General features: G+C 54.9%; 18 protein-coding genes. 8 read left to right on the forward strand and 10 right to left on the reverse strand.

Going from position 1 to position 16,110, the window contains the following annotated elements:
• Positions 1-22: 22 nt before the first annotated feature.
• From infA to MWU64_RS03715, 9 genes are all read right to left on the reverse strand, one after another.
• Positions 23-241 (reverse strand): translation initiation factor IF-1, encoded by a 219-nt coding sequence (gene infA, locus MWU64_RS03675; RefSeq protein WP_044386042.1) that lies wholly within the window; start codon positions 239-241, stop codon positions 23-25.
• A gap of 80 nt (positions 242-321) precedes the next feature.
• A complete protein-coding gene (locus MWU64_RS03680; RefSeq protein WP_247061122.1) occupies positions 322-1,035 on the reverse strand; it encodes an arginyltransferase in 714 nt (237 codons plus the stop codon).
• 9 nt (positions 1,036-1,044) lie between these two features.
• Positions 1,045-1,749: a leucyl/phenylalanyl-tRNA--protein transferase gene (gene aat / locus MWU64_RS03685; RefSeq protein ID WP_247061132.1), complete on the reverse strand. Its 705-nt coding sequence runs from the start codon at positions 1,747-1,749 to the stop codon at positions 1,045-1,047.
• Positions 1,750-1,764: 15 nt separating this feature from the next.
• Entirely contained in the window at positions 1,765-2,718 is a 954-nt protein-coding gene (gene trxB / locus MWU64_RS03690; protein WP_247061134.1) for a thioredoxin-disulfide reductase, read from the reverse strand.
• 151 nt (positions 2,719-2,869) lie between these two features.
• Positions 2,870-3,778 carry an AAA family ATPase gene (locus MWU64_RS03695; RefSeq protein WP_247061143.1) on the reverse strand — a complete coding sequence of 303 codons (909 nt, stop codon included), beginning with the start codon at positions 3,776-3,778 and terminating at the stop codon, positions 2,870-2,872.
• 7 nt (positions 3,779-3,785) lie between these two features.
• The gene (locus MWU64_RS03700) at positions 3,786-4,706 is read right to left on the reverse strand and encodes a carbon-nitrogen hydrolase (RefSeq protein WP_281496230.1); all 921 of its coding nucleotides are present in this window, start codon (positions 4,704-4,706) and stop codon (positions 3,786-3,788) included.
• Complete coding sequence (locus tag MWU64_RS03705; protein ID WP_348645542.1) at positions 4,703-5,755, reverse strand: agmatine deiminase family protein; 1,053 nt, start codon at positions 5,753-5,755, stop codon at positions 4,703-4,705. Before MWU64_RS03705 ends, MWU64_RS03700 begins: the two co-directional genes overlap by 4 nt.
• 100 nt (positions 5,756-5,855) lie before the next feature.
• Positions 5,856-6,101 carry a hypothetical protein gene (locus MWU64_RS03710; RefSeq protein ID WP_247062025.1) on the reverse strand — a complete coding sequence of 82 codons (246 nt, stop codon included), beginning with the start codon at positions 6,099-6,101 and terminating at the stop codon, positions 5,856-5,858.
• Positions 6,102-6,262: 161 nt separating this feature from the next.
• The gene (locus MWU64_RS03715; RefSeq protein ID WP_247061145.1) at positions 6,263-6,850 is read right to left on the reverse strand and encodes a PilZ domain-containing protein; all 588 of its coding nucleotides are present in this window, start codon (positions 6,848-6,850) and stop codon (positions 6,263-6,265) included.
• A gap of 95 nt (positions 6,851-6,945) precedes the next feature.
• Here MWU64_RS03715 and MWU64_RS03720 point away from each other — a divergent pair, with 95 nt between their 5' ends.
• Positions 6,946-8,190, forward strand: coding sequence for a lipoprotein-releasing ABC transporter permease subunit (locus tag MWU64_RS03720; protein WP_247061150.1), 1,245 nt, complete (start codon positions 6,946-6,948; stop codon positions 8,188-8,190).
• Positions 8,183-8,893: a lipoprotein-releasing ABC transporter ATP-binding protein LolD gene (gene lolD, locus MWU64_RS03725; protein ID WP_247061152.1), complete on the forward strand. Its 711-nt coding sequence runs from the start codon at positions 8,183-8,185 to the stop codon at positions 8,891-8,893. The genes MWU64_RS03720 and lolD overlap by 8 nt, the downstream gene beginning before the upstream one ends.
• On the opposite strand, the gene MWU64_RS03730 is transcribed toward lolD, so the two are convergent.
• Positions 8,881-9,426 carry a DUF2062 domain-containing protein gene (locus MWU64_RS03730; RefSeq protein WP_247061159.1) on the reverse strand — a complete coding sequence of 182 codons (546 nt, stop codon included), beginning with the start codon at positions 9,424-9,426 and terminating at the stop codon, positions 8,881-8,883. The two genes, lolD and MWU64_RS03730, sit on opposite strands and share 13 nt — an antisense overlap.
• Before the next feature lie 140 nt (positions 9,427-9,566).
• On the opposite strand from MWU64_RS03730, the gene MWU64_RS03735 reads away from it, so the two are divergent.
• From MWU64_RS03735 to MWU64_RS03760, 6 genes are all read left to right on the forward strand, one after another.
• The gene (locus MWU64_RS03735; protein ID WP_247062027.1) at positions 9,567-11,951 is read left to right on the forward strand and encodes a DNA internalization-related competence protein ComEC/Rec2; all 2,385 of its coding nucleotides are present in this window, start codon (positions 9,567-9,569) and stop codon (positions 11,949-11,951) included.
• Between the two features lie 72 nt (positions 11,952-12,023).
• Complete coding sequence (locus MWU64_RS03740) at positions 12,024-12,650, forward strand: MotA/TolQ/ExbB proton channel family protein (protein ID WP_247061161.1); 627 nt, start codon at positions 12,024-12,026, stop codon at positions 12,648-12,650.
• A 5-nt stretch (positions 12,651-12,655) separates the two neighbouring features.
• Positions 12,656-13,081: a biopolymer transporter ExbD gene (locus MWU64_RS03745; RefSeq protein ID WP_247061163.1), complete on the forward strand. Its 426-nt coding sequence runs from the start codon at positions 12,656-12,658 to the stop codon at positions 13,079-13,081.
• Complete coding sequence (gene msbA / locus MWU64_RS03750) at positions 13,078-14,850, forward strand: lipid A export permease/ATP-binding protein MsbA (RefSeq protein ID WP_247061173.1); 1,773 nt, start codon at positions 13,078-13,080, stop codon at positions 14,848-14,850. The genes MWU64_RS03745 and msbA overlap by 4 nt, the downstream gene beginning before the upstream one ends.
• Positions 14,847-15,905 (forward strand): tetraacyldisaccharide 4'-kinase, encoded by a 1,059-nt coding sequence (gene lpxK, locus MWU64_RS03755; RefSeq protein ID WP_247061175.1) that lies wholly within the window; start codon positions 14,847-14,849, stop codon positions 15,903-15,905. Before msbA ends, lpxK begins: the two co-directional genes overlap by 4 nt.
• The gene (locus tag MWU64_RS03760; protein ID WP_247061177.1) at positions 15,898-16,086 is read left to right on the forward strand and encodes a Trm112 family protein; all 189 of its coding nucleotides are present in this window, start codon (positions 15,898-15,900) and stop codon (positions 16,084-16,086) included. Before lpxK ends, MWU64_RS03760 begins: the two co-directional genes overlap by 8 nt.
• The last annotated feature ends 24 nt before the right edge of the window (positions 16,087-16,110 follow it).

Consider the following 16,110-nt stretch of genomic DNA (forward strand, 5'->3'; position numbering starts at 1 on the left):
CTTTTCAGATGTCACGAGAGCATTAACGGGCGCGGTAAACGATGCGGCCCTTGCTCAGGTCATAGGGAGTCAACTCTACCTTGACCTTGTCTCCAGTCAGAATGCGGATGTAGTTCTTGCGCATCTTTCCTGAGATGTGTGCGGTCACAACGTGGCCGTTAGACAGCTCAACGCGGAACATGGTGTTCGGAAGGGTGTCTAGAATAACGCCTTCCATTTCAATGACATCTGATTTCGCCATTCAGTAAAAACCTCGTTCGGAATACTTTCGGTGATTTTAAATTGCGCAATTCTGCCTGAATTCTTGCCGTTTGGCAAAAATCAGCGGTTGCTCATTTCATGCCACTGGCCATCTTGCAGGGCTTCGATGGGTCTGTAGCGGGTTTTGTAGTTCATTTTTTTACAATCTTTAATCCAGTAACCCAGATAAAGGTGGGGCAGCTCTCGTTCTTTGGCTTCTTGTATTTGCCACAGCACAGCAAATGTTCCGAGGCTGCGATGCTCGTACTCCGGCGCGAATACGGTATATATCGCTGACAGGCCATCGTCGAGTAAGTCGATGGCGGCCAGACCTATCAGTTCGTCGCCTAAAGAGATTTCCAGAAACCAGGAGTCGGTGGAGCCTTCGACTAAAAACGACGTGAATTGTTCTCGCGTCGGCGGGTACATGTCGCCGTCTTGATGGCGTTCTTCGATGTAGTGCGCGTACAAGCGGTAGTAACGCTCGCTGTAGGCTGCCGGAACGAGCCGGCATTGCAGGTCGTCATTCTTTTTGAGCACTCTGCGCTGGCTTCGATCTGGCTGAAAATCATCCACTTTCAGGCGTACAGGCACGCAAGCCGAGCAAGATTCGCAGTGCGGCCGATAGTAATGCGAGCCGCTGCGACGAAAACCCAGTGCCGTGAGCTGGCTGTAGAGTTTTTTATCTATTTCCGCCCGCGGGTCTACAAACATCGTTGTGGCTTCACGATCAGGAAGGTAGCTGCAATCGTGGGCGGGGGTCGCAAAAAACACGAGCGTTCGGAGATTACTCATGCGTTTCTCCTAACGAGGCCACTGCCATGTAAAATTCCACCCTGACTCTTTGGGCTTGGCGTCTACACATGCTTTGAGTATAGATAAAAATTCCCGGCGGGAAACTGTTGTCGCCCCCATGGATAACAGGTGGCTGCTCTCCACCTGGCAATCCATAATCTCGTAGCCCCATTCTTGCAGTTGGTGAGCAAGGTGCACCATGAGAACTTTCGAGGCATTGGTTTCCAGCGAGAACATGGATTCACCGAAGAAACACCGCCCCAGGGCAACGCCGTACATGCCGCCGGCAAGGTCGCCATTTTGGTTCCAGACTTCAATAGAATGAGCGATGCCGAGCCGGTGAAGTTCGCTATAGGCATCGATCATGTCATCCGTAATCCAGGTGCCTTCAGCCCGAGTCGATGCGCAAAGCCGGATGATTCGCCCAAAGCATTGGTCAGATGTGATGCGAAAACGCTGCTGATTGAGGGTGCGACGAAGGCTTCGTGAGACGTGAACTTTTCCGGGGACCAGCACGCACCTAGGGTTAGGCGACCACCATAAAATGGGTTGGTCATCACTGAACCAAGGGAAGATTCCGTTCCGGTAAGCCAGTTGCAGCCTGTCTGCAGACAAATCCCCACCGACGGCCAACAGGCCGTCGGGGTCGTCTAAGGCTTCTTCGGCGGGAGGGAACCAGAGTTTATCTGGCTCAATCCACGGTAAAGACGTCATGTGGACCGGCTCGCCTTAGTCCTGCTGATCCAGAAACTTCTCGGCATCCAGCGCGGCCATGCAACCAAAGCCGGCTGAAGTTACCGCCTGACGGTAAACATGGTCTGCCACATCGCCGGCTGCAAAGACGCCGGGGATGCTGGTTTGGGTGGCCATGCCTTCCAGTCCGGATTTGATTTTCAGATAGCCGTTTTCCATGTCCAGCTGGCCGGCAAACAAGTCGGTGTTTGGTTTGTGGCCGATGGCAATAAATACGCCGGCCAAGTCCAGGTCTTGCGTGCTGCCGTCTTCGGTACTTTTGATGCGCATGCCTGTAACGCCGGTGCCATCACCCAGTACTTCTTCCAGGGTGTGGTTCCACATGATGTTTACGTTACCGTTTTCGGCTTTTTCGAACAGCTTGTCCTGCAGAATCTTTTCAGAGCGCAATTTGTCGCGGCGATGCACCAGGGTGACTTCATCGGCGATGTTGGACAGGTACAAAGCCTCTTCAACGGCCGTGTTGCCGCCACCGATGACAGCAACTTTCTGTTTGCGGTAGAAGAAACCGTCGCAGGTTGCACAGGCGGATACGCCTTGGCCTTTGAACTTTTCTTCAGAGTCCAGGCCCAGATACATAGCCGAGGCGCCAGTGGCGATGATCAGGGCGTCGCAGGTGTATTCGCCGCTGTCGCCTTTCAGACGGAATGGGCGATTTTGCAGGTCGGCTTCATTGATGGTGTCGTACACAATGGAGGTTTCAAACCGTTCGGCATGCTTTTGCATACGCTGCATCAGCTCCGGGCCCTGCACACCGTCGTTGTCGCCAGGCCAGTTGTCGACGTCTGTGGTGGTGGTAAGCTGCCCGCCCACTTCAATGCCGGTAATCAATGTCGGGTTCAGGTTAGCGCGTGCGGCGTAAACTGCAGCGGTATAACCGGCCGGGCCGGAACCAAGAATGATCAGGCGGTGGTGTTGGGTTGTGCTCATCGAAATCTCGCTAATAGTTAGGTCTGGTTTGAGCTCGCTGCCCGAGCTCAGTGTTCGAAGTGTGGTAGAAGGCTATCATGAATTTGATTGGCTGCCATTTGTTTCACAGTATACCGTTCATTGACGTTGGCTATCTGAATAGAGCCGGGAATCAAAGGACCGATACTGTGCTCAGCAGTTGGCGAACACGCTCTTGGCTTTTGCCGGTTTCGCCTTGTTCCAGGCGATGTTCGGCCACCGACGGGAATACCGCTTGAAGATCGTCGGGTAGTACGTGATCGCGCCCGGCCATTAACGCCCAGGCTTTGGCTGCGCGCAACAATCCCAGGCCAGCCCGGGGTGATAGGCCGTACATCAGGCCCGGCATCCGACGGCTTTGTTCCAGTAATCGCTGCAGGTAATCGAGCAGAGCAGGGCTGGCGGATACTTTCTCAGCGGCCGCTTGAGCCTGCTCCAGTTCTGCCTGTGGCAGGATTGCCTCAAGGCGGTCCGTTAATGCTCTTCTGTCTTCGCCTTCTAATAATTCGCGTTCTGCTTTTGGATCCGGGTAGCCCAGTTTCAGGCGCATCAAAAAACGGTCAAGTTGTGATTCCGGTAACGGGAAGGTGCCGCCTTGTTCGATCGGGTTTTGAGTGGCGATTACGAAAAACGGAGAGGGCAATGGGCGGGTTTCACCTTCGATCGAAACCTGCCGCTCTTCCATGGCTTCCAGCAGGGCGCTTTGGGTGCGCGGGGATGCCCGATTGATTTCGTCGGCCAGCACCACTTGCGCAAAAATGGGGCCGGGGTGGAACACCAGGCTGTTGGCTTGCTTGTCGTACATGGAATAGCCCAGCACGTCCGCCGGCAGCAAGTCGTTGGTGAACTGGATTCGCTGATAACTCAGCCCCATGATGCTGGCCAGCGCATGGGATAAGGTGGTTTTGCCCATGCCGGGAATATCTTCGATCAGCAGGTGGCCGCGAGCGAGCAAGCCGCACAAGGCAAGGCGTACCTGTGGCTCTTTTCCCAGCAAGATAGTGTTGAGTTGGTTAACAACCTTGTCCAGTTTTTGCTTCATGCGTTGGTTAATCCCTGACCCGTTTCAGAATGTCGCCGTAGGCATCGATGCGCCTGTCTCTCAAGTACGGCCAGATTCTGCGAATGGATTCCGATCGGTTGCGGTCTAAGGTGGTGATCAGGATGCCTTCTTGCTCATCGTCGGCCCGCGCAAGAAATTCGCCCTGAGGGCCGCAGATGAAGCTGTTGCCCCAAAAAAGAATGCCGTCGGTCTGACCTGACGGGTCTGGTTCTGTGCCTACCCGGTTTGGTGCGATTACCGGCAGGTTGTTGGCCACGGCATGGCCCCGCTGCACGGTAACCCAGGCATCCAACTGACGAGCCTGCTCGTCTTGGTCGTCGGTAATGTCCCAGCCAATGGCTGTTGGGTAGATCAGCACTTCGGCCCCCGCTAGCGCCATCAGGCGTGCGGCTTCCGGGTACCATTGATCCCAGCAAACCAAAACGCCCAACTTGCCCACCGAGGTTTGGATGGGTGTAAACCCGCTGCTGCCGTCGTTAAAGTTTGCGTCGCCCGGAGTGAAATAGAATTTTTCGTAAAAGCCCGGGTCGTCGGGTATGTGCATTTTTCGATAGATGCCGGCAAGGCTGCCGTCCGACTCATAAACGACGGCGGTGTTGTGATAAACCCCATTCATGCGGCGTTCGAAAATCGAGCCTACCAACACGATACCGAACTCTTTCGCCAGTGCTGACAATCGGTTGCTGGTTGGACCGGGAATAGGTTCGGCCAACTCGAAAACATCGGTGTCTTCCGTCTGGCAAAAATACAGGGTGGCGTGCAGCTCCTGTAAAACCACCAATTGCGCGCCGCCTTCTGCCGCCTCACGAATTAACCGTTCGGACGTGGCCAGACTGACCGCTTTGTCGTGACTGCAGCGTTGCTGGATGGCGGCAACGGTCAGCGAGTTGGAGGCTTTCTGGGTCATACTTCGACGACTCCCGCGGGAACCTGCATGGTGACGCAATGCAAACTGCCATGCTGATGAATCAGTGGGCGGCAGTTGATGGGGATGATTTCCCGATCTGGAAAAATGTCACCCATAACGCGTATGGCCTCTTGATCTTGCGGCACTTCGTAAGTTGGTAAAAGCACAGCGCCATTGATGATCAGAAAGTTAGCGTAGGTTGCGGGTAGCCGCTCGCCGTCTTCGTCGAAAATCGCATCCGGCCAAGGCAATGCGGTTAATTTATAGGGCGTTCCGTCTTTTTGGCAGAAGCCTTGTAGCTCTTCTTCCATGGCGGCGAGTGCGCTGTAATGCTCGTCAGCGACATCCGGGCAGGCCACGTAGCAGATGTGGTCTGGTGCGCAGAAGCGGGCCAGAGTGTCGATGTGACTGTCGGTGTCGTCGCCGGCCAGATAACCATGGTTCAGCCACAGGATGCGGTCTGCACCCAGCATTTCGGTAAGCAATTGCTCTATGCTGGTGCGATCCATTGTCGGATTGCGGGATGGCGTGAGCAGGCATTCGCTGGTGGTTAGGAGCGTTCCTTCACCGTCCGATTCTATGGAGCCGCCTTCCAGCACGAAGTCCACGGTTTGCATGGGGTGCTTGCCAAACACACGGGCGCCGGCCAAATGCATGTTGAGCGCGTTGTCTTTTTCCCAGTTAAATTTTCCGCCCCAAGCATTGAACTTGAAGTCGATCAGGGTGGGGCCGTCTTCTGTCGCAACGGTGATTGGGCCGTGATCTCTCACCCAGGTGTCGTTAGCTGGAGCGGGCACGGTGATGACTCTGCCGGGCAATTGGTTGTCCTCTGCCCAGGTATTGAGTTCGCCGCCGAGCTCTTGTAACCGCGCAACGTATTCGCAGCTGATAATCAGGTGCTCGAAACGGAGAGTGGCCTTGGCGATTGCCAGAAAAACTGGCTCTACCTCGGGCATCACGCTGGCCCAATCGGTGCCAGGGTGTGGCCAGGTTAGCAGGACGGCGCTCTGGGGTGCCCACTCGGCAGGCAAAACTCGTTTGGAACTCACTGTATTAAGCCACCTTGGTTCGCAAAAACTGCCATTCTATCTGACCGTTATCGGAACGTCAGGCCAAGAGAGAAGAAACTTGTCATTCCAACTAATGTATTCAGTGTTTCGGACGTTTTACCACAGCGTGCATGACGAGGTCGCGCTCGAAATAGACGACGAAGTCTGAATAATGCCACTGACTGATGGGTGGTTGGCCAACCGGGCCCTGAATGTCGAGGGGGTTGCCCCAGCGCTGGCGCACCGATGCCTGGCTCATGCCATTAGCGGGCAGGCTGATTGCGCTGCGATCCGCTTGACTGCCGACCGGGATCGCCAGATCTTCTGCCTGAACGGCCGGTACCATGGCGGTGGCCAGAAGGGCTGCGAGGCCGATTGCTGCGCCCAGGTTGTGTTTCTTTTTCATTGCGGACTCCATTAATGCTGAATTTGCTCCGGCCCTTTTGGCACATGGATAAAGCGTAATATGGTGAAAAGCTTACGAAAAGCCAACTCTTTACTGCGAGTTTACTGTTTTTGTTTCTGTCGTATTTGCCACCGCATCACATGACGGGCAATTTGTTGGCGGCTACTTTCGTCCAATTCGACGAATGCGGCCTGAACCCACGTGCCCTCTGCGGTGGTGCGGTCGAGTTCGATCACTCGGGCAATCCCTTGTGGTTGGTAAAGTTCGGGTGGCAAGGTCATGCGCACGGCCATTCGATCCCCGGCCTGCCACGCGGAGTAGTGGCTGAAAAAGGCCAAGCCACCTTCGCTCAGCGTCACATCTTGCCAGTCATCCGGTTGCAACGGATTTTGCTCAAAGGCGATAATGCGCGCCAGCGTATCCAGCTTGCTATTCAGGGTGGTTATCAGGCCGGTTAGTAAGCGGTCGCGTTCGGCAAGGTTAGCCAGATGGGTTTTTATGTCTTGGTCTAGCCGACGGTATTCGGCTTTCAATGCGTCCAGCGGCGTGTCGGTAAACAGGTCGGGATCTGCCGGAGCGTTATCGTCGAGTCGCCGGACTTCTAGCCCGATACGATCCTGAATCCGGAAAAACTCCCGACGATCTTGTGGCGACCGGGGCGTTGAGCCCGTAGTATCTTGGCTTGGCATTCTTTCTCCGGATAGCTGAGAAAATTGATAGTACAAAGTAGTTTAGCAGTTTCTTAAACCACGACAGACCCGAAGGTAGCGACAGGCACCTCCCCATGTTCAGACCCTTATCGTTTTACATTGGTTTGCGGTACACCGCGGCCAAGCGTCGTAATCACTTTATTTCGTTTATCTCTCTCACATCCATGATAGGCCTGATGCTGGGAGTGGCGGTGTTGATCATCGTACTGTCAGTCATGAACGGCTTTGATCAGGAACTCAAACAGCGCATTTTGGGCATGGTGCCGCACGCGACGATTCAGGGTGCGTCGGGACCTTTGAATGACTGGGAGGAGCTTGATAGCCGTGTAGAACAGAACCCTGATGTTCTGGCTGCCGCACCGTTTATTCAGGGGCAGGGCATGGTTACCGGAGGCGGTAACGTGCGAGGTGTGATGCTGAACGGCATTTTGCCGGAGCAGGAAGCCTCCGTCTCAATCATTGAAAACCACTTTGTGGAAGGCGGGCTGGGTGATCTCAAATCCGGTGAGTTCGGCATCATCATCGGTCGCCTGATGGCGAACAGCCTCAGGTTGGGTGTCGGGGATAAGTTGACGGTCGTTTTACCTGAGGCTTCGGTGACGCCGGCTGGCGTGTTGCCCAGGCTCAAGCGTTTCACGGTAAAGGGCATTTTCAGTGTTGGCGCTGAATTGGACGGTAACTACGCGCTGATTCACATGGACGACGCGGCTCGACTGATGCGCACCGGCGGTAAAGCTGAAGGGCTGCGCTTGTTAATGGATGATTTGTTCTCCGCCCCACGGGTTGTTAACGATGTGGCCTCTGGTTTGGGCGGTCGTTATTACGTGTCGGACTGGACGCGCACCCACGGTAACCTGTTCAACGCCATTCGCATGGAAAAGACCATGATTGGACTGTTGCTGATGTTTATCGTTGCGGTTGCCGCTTTCAATATTGTTTCTACGTTGGTCATGGTGGTTACCGATAAAACCGCAGACATCGCAATTCTGCGCACCATGGGCGCCACCCCGGGCCGGATTATGCGCATCTTCATTATTCAAGGCGCCGTGATCGGCGTTTTTGGCACCTTGATTGGCACCGCGCTGGGTGTGCTGGGGGCGCTGAATATCAGTGCTTTCATCGCTTGGCTTGAGGCCGCTATGGGGCATCAGTTCCTGAGTGCCGATGTGTACTTTATCAGTTATCTGCCGTCTCAATTGCAATGGCAGGATGTGGTAGTAATCAGTGGTGCCGGTCTGGCGATGAGCCTGTTGGCAACGATTTACCCGGCTTGGCGGGCGTCGCGAGTCGAACCGGCGGAGGCTTTGCGCTATGAGTGATGCAACGATGACTAACACAGCAACGCCTCTGGTGATTGATTGCCGGCAAGTAACGCGCACCTACAGCGAGGGGCCGGAAAAACTGACGATATTCTCTGATATTTCCCTTGAAGTGTCGGCCGGAGAAACCGTTGCGATTGTTGGCAGCAGCGGTGCCGGTAAAACCACCTTGCTGAACCTTCTGGGTGGCTTGGATAAACCCTCGTCCGGGAAAATCGAAATCTGTGGCGAGAATATTCACGGAATGTCGGAAGCGGGCCGTGCTCGATTCCGCAATCGGCATCTGGGCTTTGTCTATCAGTTTCATCACCTTTTGCCTGAGTTCACGGCACTCGAAAATGTGATGATGCCACTGGCGTTGGGCGGGCAATCTCCCCGGCAGGCAAAGCCCAAGGCCGAAGCATTGCTGGAGCGGGTAGGCTTGGGGCAAAGACTTCGTCACAAGCCGGGCGAGCTGTCGGGTGGTGAGCGTCAGAGAGTGGCCATTGCTCGCGCCTTGGTTAATGAGCCTAACTGTGTATTGATGGACGAGCCGACCGGTAACCTTGATCAGCATACAGGCGAAGGTATACGCGCTTTGATTCAGGATCTACGCGATAACTCGGGTACGGCGTTTATCATGGTAACCCACGATATGGGGATGGCGAAAAGCTTGGGGCGGGTATTGCGGTTAGAACAAGGAACCTTGGTTCAGGAGTCCTGAAGCTTGTTGCGCTGCCGCTTGGCTCTCAGGTGGCGGCGCAATTGCCAATCCGAGCGTACTTTCCGGCGCCATAGATATTGTACAGCCAGGTAGGCGATGCAAGCGCTGATGGTTGCAAGCAGTACTGAGCCCAAATAGAGCGGAATGCCAATTTCGAACAGCCGGTCACTGACCCAGTGCCAGTTTGCGTGAAATTCGAAGGGCAGCACTGGCCGGTCCAGTATCCAGGCACCTACTTTGTAGTTGAAGTAGAAAATAGGCGGCATGGTTAGGGGATTGCTGATCCAGACCAATGCGACGGATAGCGGCAGGTTTGCATTGAACCAGATGGCAAAAAAAGCGGCGGCTAGCATCTGGAACGGCATTGGAATAAAGCAAAACCAGATACCGATCAGAAAGGCCCGTGCCACGCAGTGACGATTAATGTGCCACAGGTTGGGCTCGTGAAGGATATCGCCGAGAAAGTGCAGGCTCTTCATAGACTGCACTTTTTCTGGGGTCGGCAAATACCGTTTCATAAACCTCTTCGGCATTGGACGTTTGGCCTGTTCTTTCGGTATGGATGGTAATCGGCGCATGGGAGGCGTCGATTTTGATCGGAGGACAAGGATTGTCCAGAAAAAGCACCCAGTTCAGCGCGAACGCTGAAAGATCTCTACTTTGCCCATTGGGCGTGTTCGCATTTAGTTGCGGCGTTATCTTACTGTATCGGTTCTCGGTTTTGCCACCTTATCTGTGGCTGTTTTCATCCCTATTTGTACTACCGCTGCTTTTGAAGCCGCAAACAGCCCGTTTTCGTGTGGTTGTTTTCGGGATGATCTGGTTTGCGACTGGTCTGGGATGGGCAGCATGGAATGCAGATGCCCGCCTACAGAAACAGCTTACACCCGGGGAGGAGGGTGTACCAATAACCGTCTTCGGGTATGTCTGTGATCTACCGCAGCCAGGCAGCTTCAACAGCATCCGGTTCAACTTTTGTGTGGACCGTTGGCCAGCAGGCTTCGGTTCGGCGGGAACTGGCATGCACCCCGATAAGGTTCGCCTTGCTTGGTACGGTTCCGGCGATAAGATTTTGCCCTCAGGACCAATCGCGCTGGAAGCGGTTCTTAAGCGACCTCACGGAAGCCTTAATGATGTTGGGTTTCGCTACGAGGATTGGTTGTTCAGGCACGGAGTGGGCGCGACAGGAAGCGTTCGCAAGGTAACGGATTTGCCGGGTGCTTCGTGTGGTTTGGTCTGCTCTTATCATGCTTGGCATCGGGCAGTGGCATCGGTTGTTGAGCGTTATTTTGGCGACGCAGAGCACTATTCGTTAGTCGCGTCATTGTTGATCGGTAACCGTGGGCATCTGTCTGCCGAGCAATGGCAAACCCTGAAGGCCACCGGCACGATTCATTTGGTGGCTATTTCTGGCTTGCATCTAGGTTTGGTGGCGCTGATTGCAGGATTGGTTGTTCGCCGTTTTTTACTGATGTTGCCAGCCGGAGTCATCTCCGAAAATGGCATTCGGACAACCGTTTATTGTGGCGTGCTGCTCGCATGTCTGCTCTATGCCTTGCTGGCAGGTATGACAATACCGACACGTCGGGCGCTGATCATGGTGATTGTTGGTGGGTGGTTCGTGCTCAAAGCGCGGGAGGTCAGCCCTTGGTGGCCCTTCGTGATCGCCATGGCAGGCGTTTCGATGCTCGACCCTTTCGCGCCTCTTGACCAAGGTTTTTGGCTGTCGTTTTCCGCGGTTGCGCTGCTGATTTGGGTGTTCGCCAACCGTTTGCAAGGTTTGGGGTGGCTTGCCGGCTTGGTGTTGGCGCAAGCGGCAGTGTTTGCCGGGCTTTGGCCGGTCCTGCAATCGTTCGATCAAGCCCAGCCGTTGGCGGGTGTCCTGGCGAATTTGGTTGCGATTCCCTGGGTGTCGTTTGTGGTGATGCCTGTTTTGTTGCTCGGGACGTTATTGGTAGTCGTAAGTGGCGGCACATTAACGGCCTATGTAAGCGCGGGCTTCGATGCCGTACTTGGGGTGTTGTGGGGCTTGCTGCAAGCGGTGGCGGCGTTGCCGTTATATCCGCTGCCCGGCGCGTCGCAAACCGTATTAGTGGCATTCGCTGTGCTGGTTTTGTTGCTGCTACGCTTTCCGAGCCGGTCATTCAGGGTGTTGAGTGGCGTGGTGTTTTTAGGGTGGCTAGGGGTTGGCTGGCTGACCAATGTGAATCCTGAAAATCGTTCGGTGGGGCTGTCTGAAGTTCGCATTTTTGATGTCGGGCAAGGCTTGTCGGTATTGGTCCGCTCAGGGCAGCAAGTCTTGATGTATGACACGGGGCCTGAAGTAAAAGGCGTTTATTCTGCTGCGGAGTCGGTGTTGATACCGAACCTGAAGGCGATGGGCGTGCATCGAATCGATCATCTCGTCATAAGTCACGGTGATAGTGATCATGCGGGTGGGCTGGATCTGCTGATGGGCGAGTTGGCAATAGGGCGGATCTCAACCGGAGAGCCGGAAGTGGTGCGGGGTAAGTTGGCGCGTGAACCGGTAGCGGATATTCAGCCGTGTCCTCGCTTACCGCAAGTGATGGGGGCTTTTGAATTGAGTTTCTGGAGCAGCCCCTTGCCACGCTCGGGTAACGATGCCTCGTGTGTGCTCAGAATATTTCATCGTGAATCGGGCGTGGATCTGCTGCTCACCGGCGACATTGGTCATGATGTGGAGGCGGAAATGTTGGCTGAGCCGAAGCCGGAGTGGTTGTCATTGTTTTCAGGCCAACGAATTCTGATTGCCCCACATCATGGCAGCAAAACATCGTCCTCGATGCAGTGGGTGAGGGCAGTCATGCCGAATTGGGTGATCTATACCGCGGGATATCGGCATCGCTATGGCCACCCGCACCCTGATGTCGCTAACCGTTACCGGCAAGTGGGTGCGTTGCCCCTGAACACCGCGTGTTCAGGGCAGATATCAGTGCGATTTGAGGGTGACGGCCCGAAGATCACCGAAGCAAAGCATCGGACGCCGTTTTGGATTGGTGGTCCTGGTCTTACTCGTGATCAATGTAAAATACCGTGACATTGCAGGTGTGGCCTGCACCGGCAGCTATGCTAAAGTAGCGCGGCTTGTCATTAATCAGGGAGATCAAGCGTGTTTGAGCTGTTGAAAGCCGGTGGCATCCTGATGGTGCCCATTGTTGCCTGTTCCATTTTAGCGCTTGCGATTATTTTGGAGAGGTTTTGGTCGTTGCGTGCGTCCCGCGTGGCACCTTCCCAATCGCTAAACGAACTTTGGCGCTGGATTAAAAAGAAAGAGCTGAATGGGCGCAAGCTTAAAGCGCTGCAGGGTTCGTCCCCCATGGGCAGAGTGCTCGCGAGCGGGCTTATGAACGCTAAACATGGTCGTGAGATCATGAAAGAAAGCATTGAGCACGAAGCGAGTCAGGTTATTCACGAGCTCGAACGTTTCCTTAATCCACTGGGGACTATCGCTACCATTACCCCGCTGCTGGGCCTGTTGGGCACCGTCATTGGCATGATTAAAGTGTTTGCCGAAATTCAGCTGGCGGGTGTTGGCAACGCCGGCAACCTGGCGGGCGGCATTTCGGAAGCATTGATTACGACTGCATCAGGATTGAGCGTCGCCATTCCGGCGTTGATTGCTCACCGCTATTTTATTCGCCGGGTTGATGAGCTGGTAGTCAACATGGAACAAGAAGCCATCAAGTTGGTGGAAGTGGTTCATGGTGACCGTGAAATCGACGTGGAAGGAGCCTGAACACCGTGAAGTTCAAGCGCCAGAGAAGTCAGGAAGTCGGGGTAGACCTGACGCCATTGATCGACGTGGTGTTCCTGCTGCTGATTTTTTTTATGGTTTCCACAACGTTCACTCGAGAAAGTCATCTTGAGGTGGAGTTACCGGAAGCCAGTGGTGACCCCGCAGAGCCGGCAGAAGTGCGTCAGATTGATGTGGTGATCAACGCCGAGGGTCAATATATTCTGAACGACAAAACGCTGGTCAATAATCGCCGGGAGACTCTCGAGCGCGGAGTCAGCGAATTGTCCGAAGGGGATAACAGTTTGCCGTACATCATTACTGCTGATGCCCGCACCCCCCACGAGTTTGTGGTTCGTGCTATGGATGTGGCGGGTAGGTTGGGGTTTGCTAAATTAAGCATCACCACCGAGCGGGAGGCTGAATCCCAGTGAGTCGTGCAATTCCAGAGCCCCTGAAAACGCCGCCGGCCGGAAGCTGGACGACCTATAAGCGGTTATTGACCTACGTTAAACCTTTCTGGCTGGCGTTTTCGTTAGCTGTTCTTGGGAACGTGCTCTACGCTGCGGCATCGACAGGCATGGCGGCAGCTATGGAGTACGTCATCACAGCCATCGAAAACCCGACATCGCAGAATCGTGTGCTGTTGACCGGTTTGATTGTTGGTGTGTTTGCCCTTCGGGGCGTGGGCACGTTCTTCAGTCAGTACTTCATCAGTTACGTTGGGCGTAATGTCATTAACGCTCTGCGTAATGACGTATTTGACCGGATGATGACGCTGCCGTCCCGCTATTTTGATGAAAACGCTGCCGGTAGATTGGTGTCCAAGCTGACGTTCAACGTAGAGCAGGTGGCCGAGGCCGCGACTAATGCGATCACCATCACCCTACGTGAAGGTCTCACCATCGTCGGGTTGTTGGGCTTTATGATCTACACCAACTGGAAACTCACGCTGGTGTTTCTGACGGTGGGGCCGGTCATTGGTTTTGTCGTTAGCTACGCCAGTAAGCGGTTTCGCAAGATCAGTAAGCGCATCCAGGGTTCCATGGGCGATATCACCCATGTCGCGACGGAATCGATTTCCGGCTATCGCGTGGTGCGCACCTTCGGTGGTGCAGATTACGAACGGGACCGTTTTCGCGAGGTTAGCGCGCGCAATCTGAAACAAAGTCTGAAAATGGCTTCAACGCAGGCCATCAGTGTGCCTGTCATCCAGGTATTGGTTGCGATTGCCATTGCAGCATTGGTCTGGACCATGCTCGCCCCTGAAATCCGCGGTGAAATGACCACCGGGCAGCTTATAGCCTTTATCACCGCGGCGACGACCATGGCGAAGCCGATTCGTCAGGTTACGTCTATCCATTCCAAGATTCAGAAAGGTGTTGCTGCAGCCTACGACGTGTTTGAAACCATGGACGAAAAGCCGGAAAAAGACGGCGGCACCCATGCCCCTGATCGCGTAGAAGGGCGCATCGAGTTTGATCAGGTATCGTTTCGCTACCGTGACCAGCTCGATAACGTTCTGGACCAGATCTCGATCGATTTACCTGCGGGCCAGAGTGTCGCTTTGGTGGGACGCTCCGGCAGTGGTAAGTCCACGTTGGTCAGCCTGTTGCCCCGGTTTTACGACTTCACCGGTGGCGATATCCGGGTGGATGGCCACTCCCTAATGGACTTCTCTCTCGAAGCGCTGCGCGCCCAAATAGCGCTGGTAACCCAGAACGTGGTCTTGTTTAACGATACCATTGCCGCAAACATCGCCTATGGCGCACTGCGGGATTGTAGCCGGGATGAGATTCGTGATGCCGCCGCTAAAGCCCATGCGCTTGAGTTTATTGATCGTATGCCCGAAGGTCTGGATACCGTGATCGGTGATAACGGTGTGATGTTGTCGGGTGGCCAGCGGCAGCGTTTGGCCATTGCCCGGGCGCTTCTTAAAAATGCCCCGATATTGATATTGGATGAAGCCACCTCGGCTTTGGATACCGAATCTGAACGTCACATCCAGCAGGCACTCGAAACCGTTATGCAGGGGCGCACCACCTTGGTCATTGCGCACCGACTTTCAACCATCGAAAAGGCCGACCGGATTCTAGTGATGGATAACGGCCGCATCGTTGAATCGGGAACCCATGATGAACTGCTGGCGGCTGGCGGTGCTTATGCGCAGTTGCATCAGGTGCAGTTCAGCGAGCATGCATGAGTAACGTAATCGATCGTTTGTGGTACGGCCAAAAGCGGCCTTTGAGCATTTTGGCGCCGCTCGCCTGGTTATACCGTGCAATCTCTGAATCCCGCCGCCGAAAGGCGTGGCAGGCTCAGAGCGAAAGCTTACCGGTGCCTGTGGTCGTGGTGGGCAATATTACTGTCGGCGGAACGGGGAAGTCGCCGTTAACCGCCCGATTGGTAGAATGTATGCGCCAGAAGGGGTGGCAGCCGGTTATCTTGAGCCGGGGCTATGGTGGCAAGAGTGATAGCTACCCGTTACTGGTGAAGGAGGGCACGCCCGCCGGCGTTTGTGGTGATGAACCCCTCATGCTTTCTCTGGCAACCGGTTGTCCGGTTGTGGTGGACCCTCAGCGTCTACGTGGTGCGCGTTGGGCGTTGGAGCATGGCTTGGGCAATGTGTTGATCTGCGACGATGGTCTTCAGCACTATCGTTTGCCCCGGGATATCGAATTGGCCGTATTTGATGCTCAGCGCGGTATCGGTAACGGCGCGCTGCTACCAGTGGGTCCGCTGAGGGAATCGGTTGACCGGCTGCACTCTGTCGATTTCGTGATACTCAATGGCGCTGAGTTCCCGGCAACCGGGGAGAGTATCGACGAATTCGCCAGCACGGAACATTCCGATATCCACGCGATGGCCTTGCGGCCGGCTTCCCTCGTCAATATCAACTCCGGGGAAACCCGCGCGCCCGAAGCCCTTAACGGAAAACCCGTACGCGGGGTTGCAGGCATTGGCAACCCGGGCCGATTTTTCGACACCCTCAGGCAGCTGGGTGCTCATGTTCAAGAAGAGGCATTTCCTGATCACCATCGCTTCCGGCCCGAAGACCTGGCTTCAGGCGCTGGAGAGTGGCTGGTGATGACCGCAAAAGACGCAGTGAAATGTCGCGGCTTTGCGCCTGATAATGCCTGGGTATTGGCCGTTGATGCCTGCTTGTCCGAACCTTTTGAACAACGCTTTCTGGAACGGCTCAACGAATGTGCTGAGCAGTTGCAGCCTCAAATGACCGAGAGATCAAATCATGGATAAGAAACTTCTGTCTATGCTGGCTTGCCCAGTGTGCAAAGGCGAGCTCAAACTGAATGAAGCTCGCACAGAGCTGGTGTGTTATCAGGACGCCATGGCGTTTCCGATTCGGGAAGGTATTCCCGTTATGATTGCCGGAGAAGCGCGCACACTGAGCACAGACGAGCGTCTGGACAAGCATTGAGTTAACCGTTAGCAGGACTGTCTG

Source organism: Marinobacter sp. S0848L (genome assembly GCF_023016065.1).
GTDB lineage: Bacteria > Pseudomonadota > Gammaproteobacteria > Pseudomonadales > Oleiphilaceae > Marinobacter.

Coding starts and splice junctions, on each gene's coding strand:
- trxB (WP_247061134.1), bottom strand. CDS start 2,718: ATGAGCACAACCCAACACCACCGCCTGATCATTCTTGGTTCCGGCCCG.
- lpxK (WP_247061175.1), top strand. CDS start 14,847: ATGAGTAACGTAATCGATCGTTTGTGGTACGGCCAAAAGCGGCCTTTG.
- lolD (WP_247061152.1), top strand. CDS start 8,183: ATGAGTGATGCAACGATGACTAACACAGCAACGCCTCTGGTGATTGAT.
- MWU64_RS03720 (WP_247061150.1), top strand. CDS start 6,946: ATGTTCAGACCCTTATCGTTTTACATTGGTTTGCGGTACACCGCGGCC.
- MWU64_RS03700 (WP_281496230.1), bottom strand. CDS start 4,706: ATGACCCAGAAAGCCTCCAACTCGCTGACCGTTGCCGCCATCCAGCAA.
- MWU64_RS03715 (WP_247061145.1), bottom strand. CDS start 6,850: ATGCCAAGCCAAGATACTACGGGCTCAACGCCCCGGTCGCCACAAGAT.
- MWU64_RS03680 (WP_247061122.1), bottom strand. CDS start 1,035: ATGAGTAATCTCCGAACGCTCGTGTTTTTTGCGACCCCCGCCCACGAT.
- MWU64_RS03710 (WP_247062025.1), bottom strand. CDS start 6,101: ATGGTACCGGCCGTTCAGGCAGAAGATCTGGCGATCCCGGTCGGCAGT.
- MWU64_RS03760 (WP_247061177.1), top strand. CDS start 15,898: ATGGATAAGAAACTTCTGTCTATGCTGGCTTGCCCAGTGTGCAAAGGC.
- MWU64_RS03730 (WP_247061159.1), bottom strand. CDS start 9,426: ATGCCGAAGAGGTTTATGAAACGGTATTTGCCGACCCCAGAAAAAGTG.
- aat (WP_247061132.1), bottom strand. CDS start 1,749: ATGACGTCTTTACCGTGGATTGAGCCAGATAAACTCTGGTTCCCTCCC.
- MWU64_RS03695 (WP_247061143.1), bottom strand. CDS start 3,778: ATGAAGCAAAAACTGGACAAGGTTGTTAACCAACTCAACACTATCTTG.
- infA (WP_044386042.1), bottom strand. CDS start 241: ATGGCGAAATCAGATGTCATTGAAATGGAAGGCGTTATTCTAGACACC.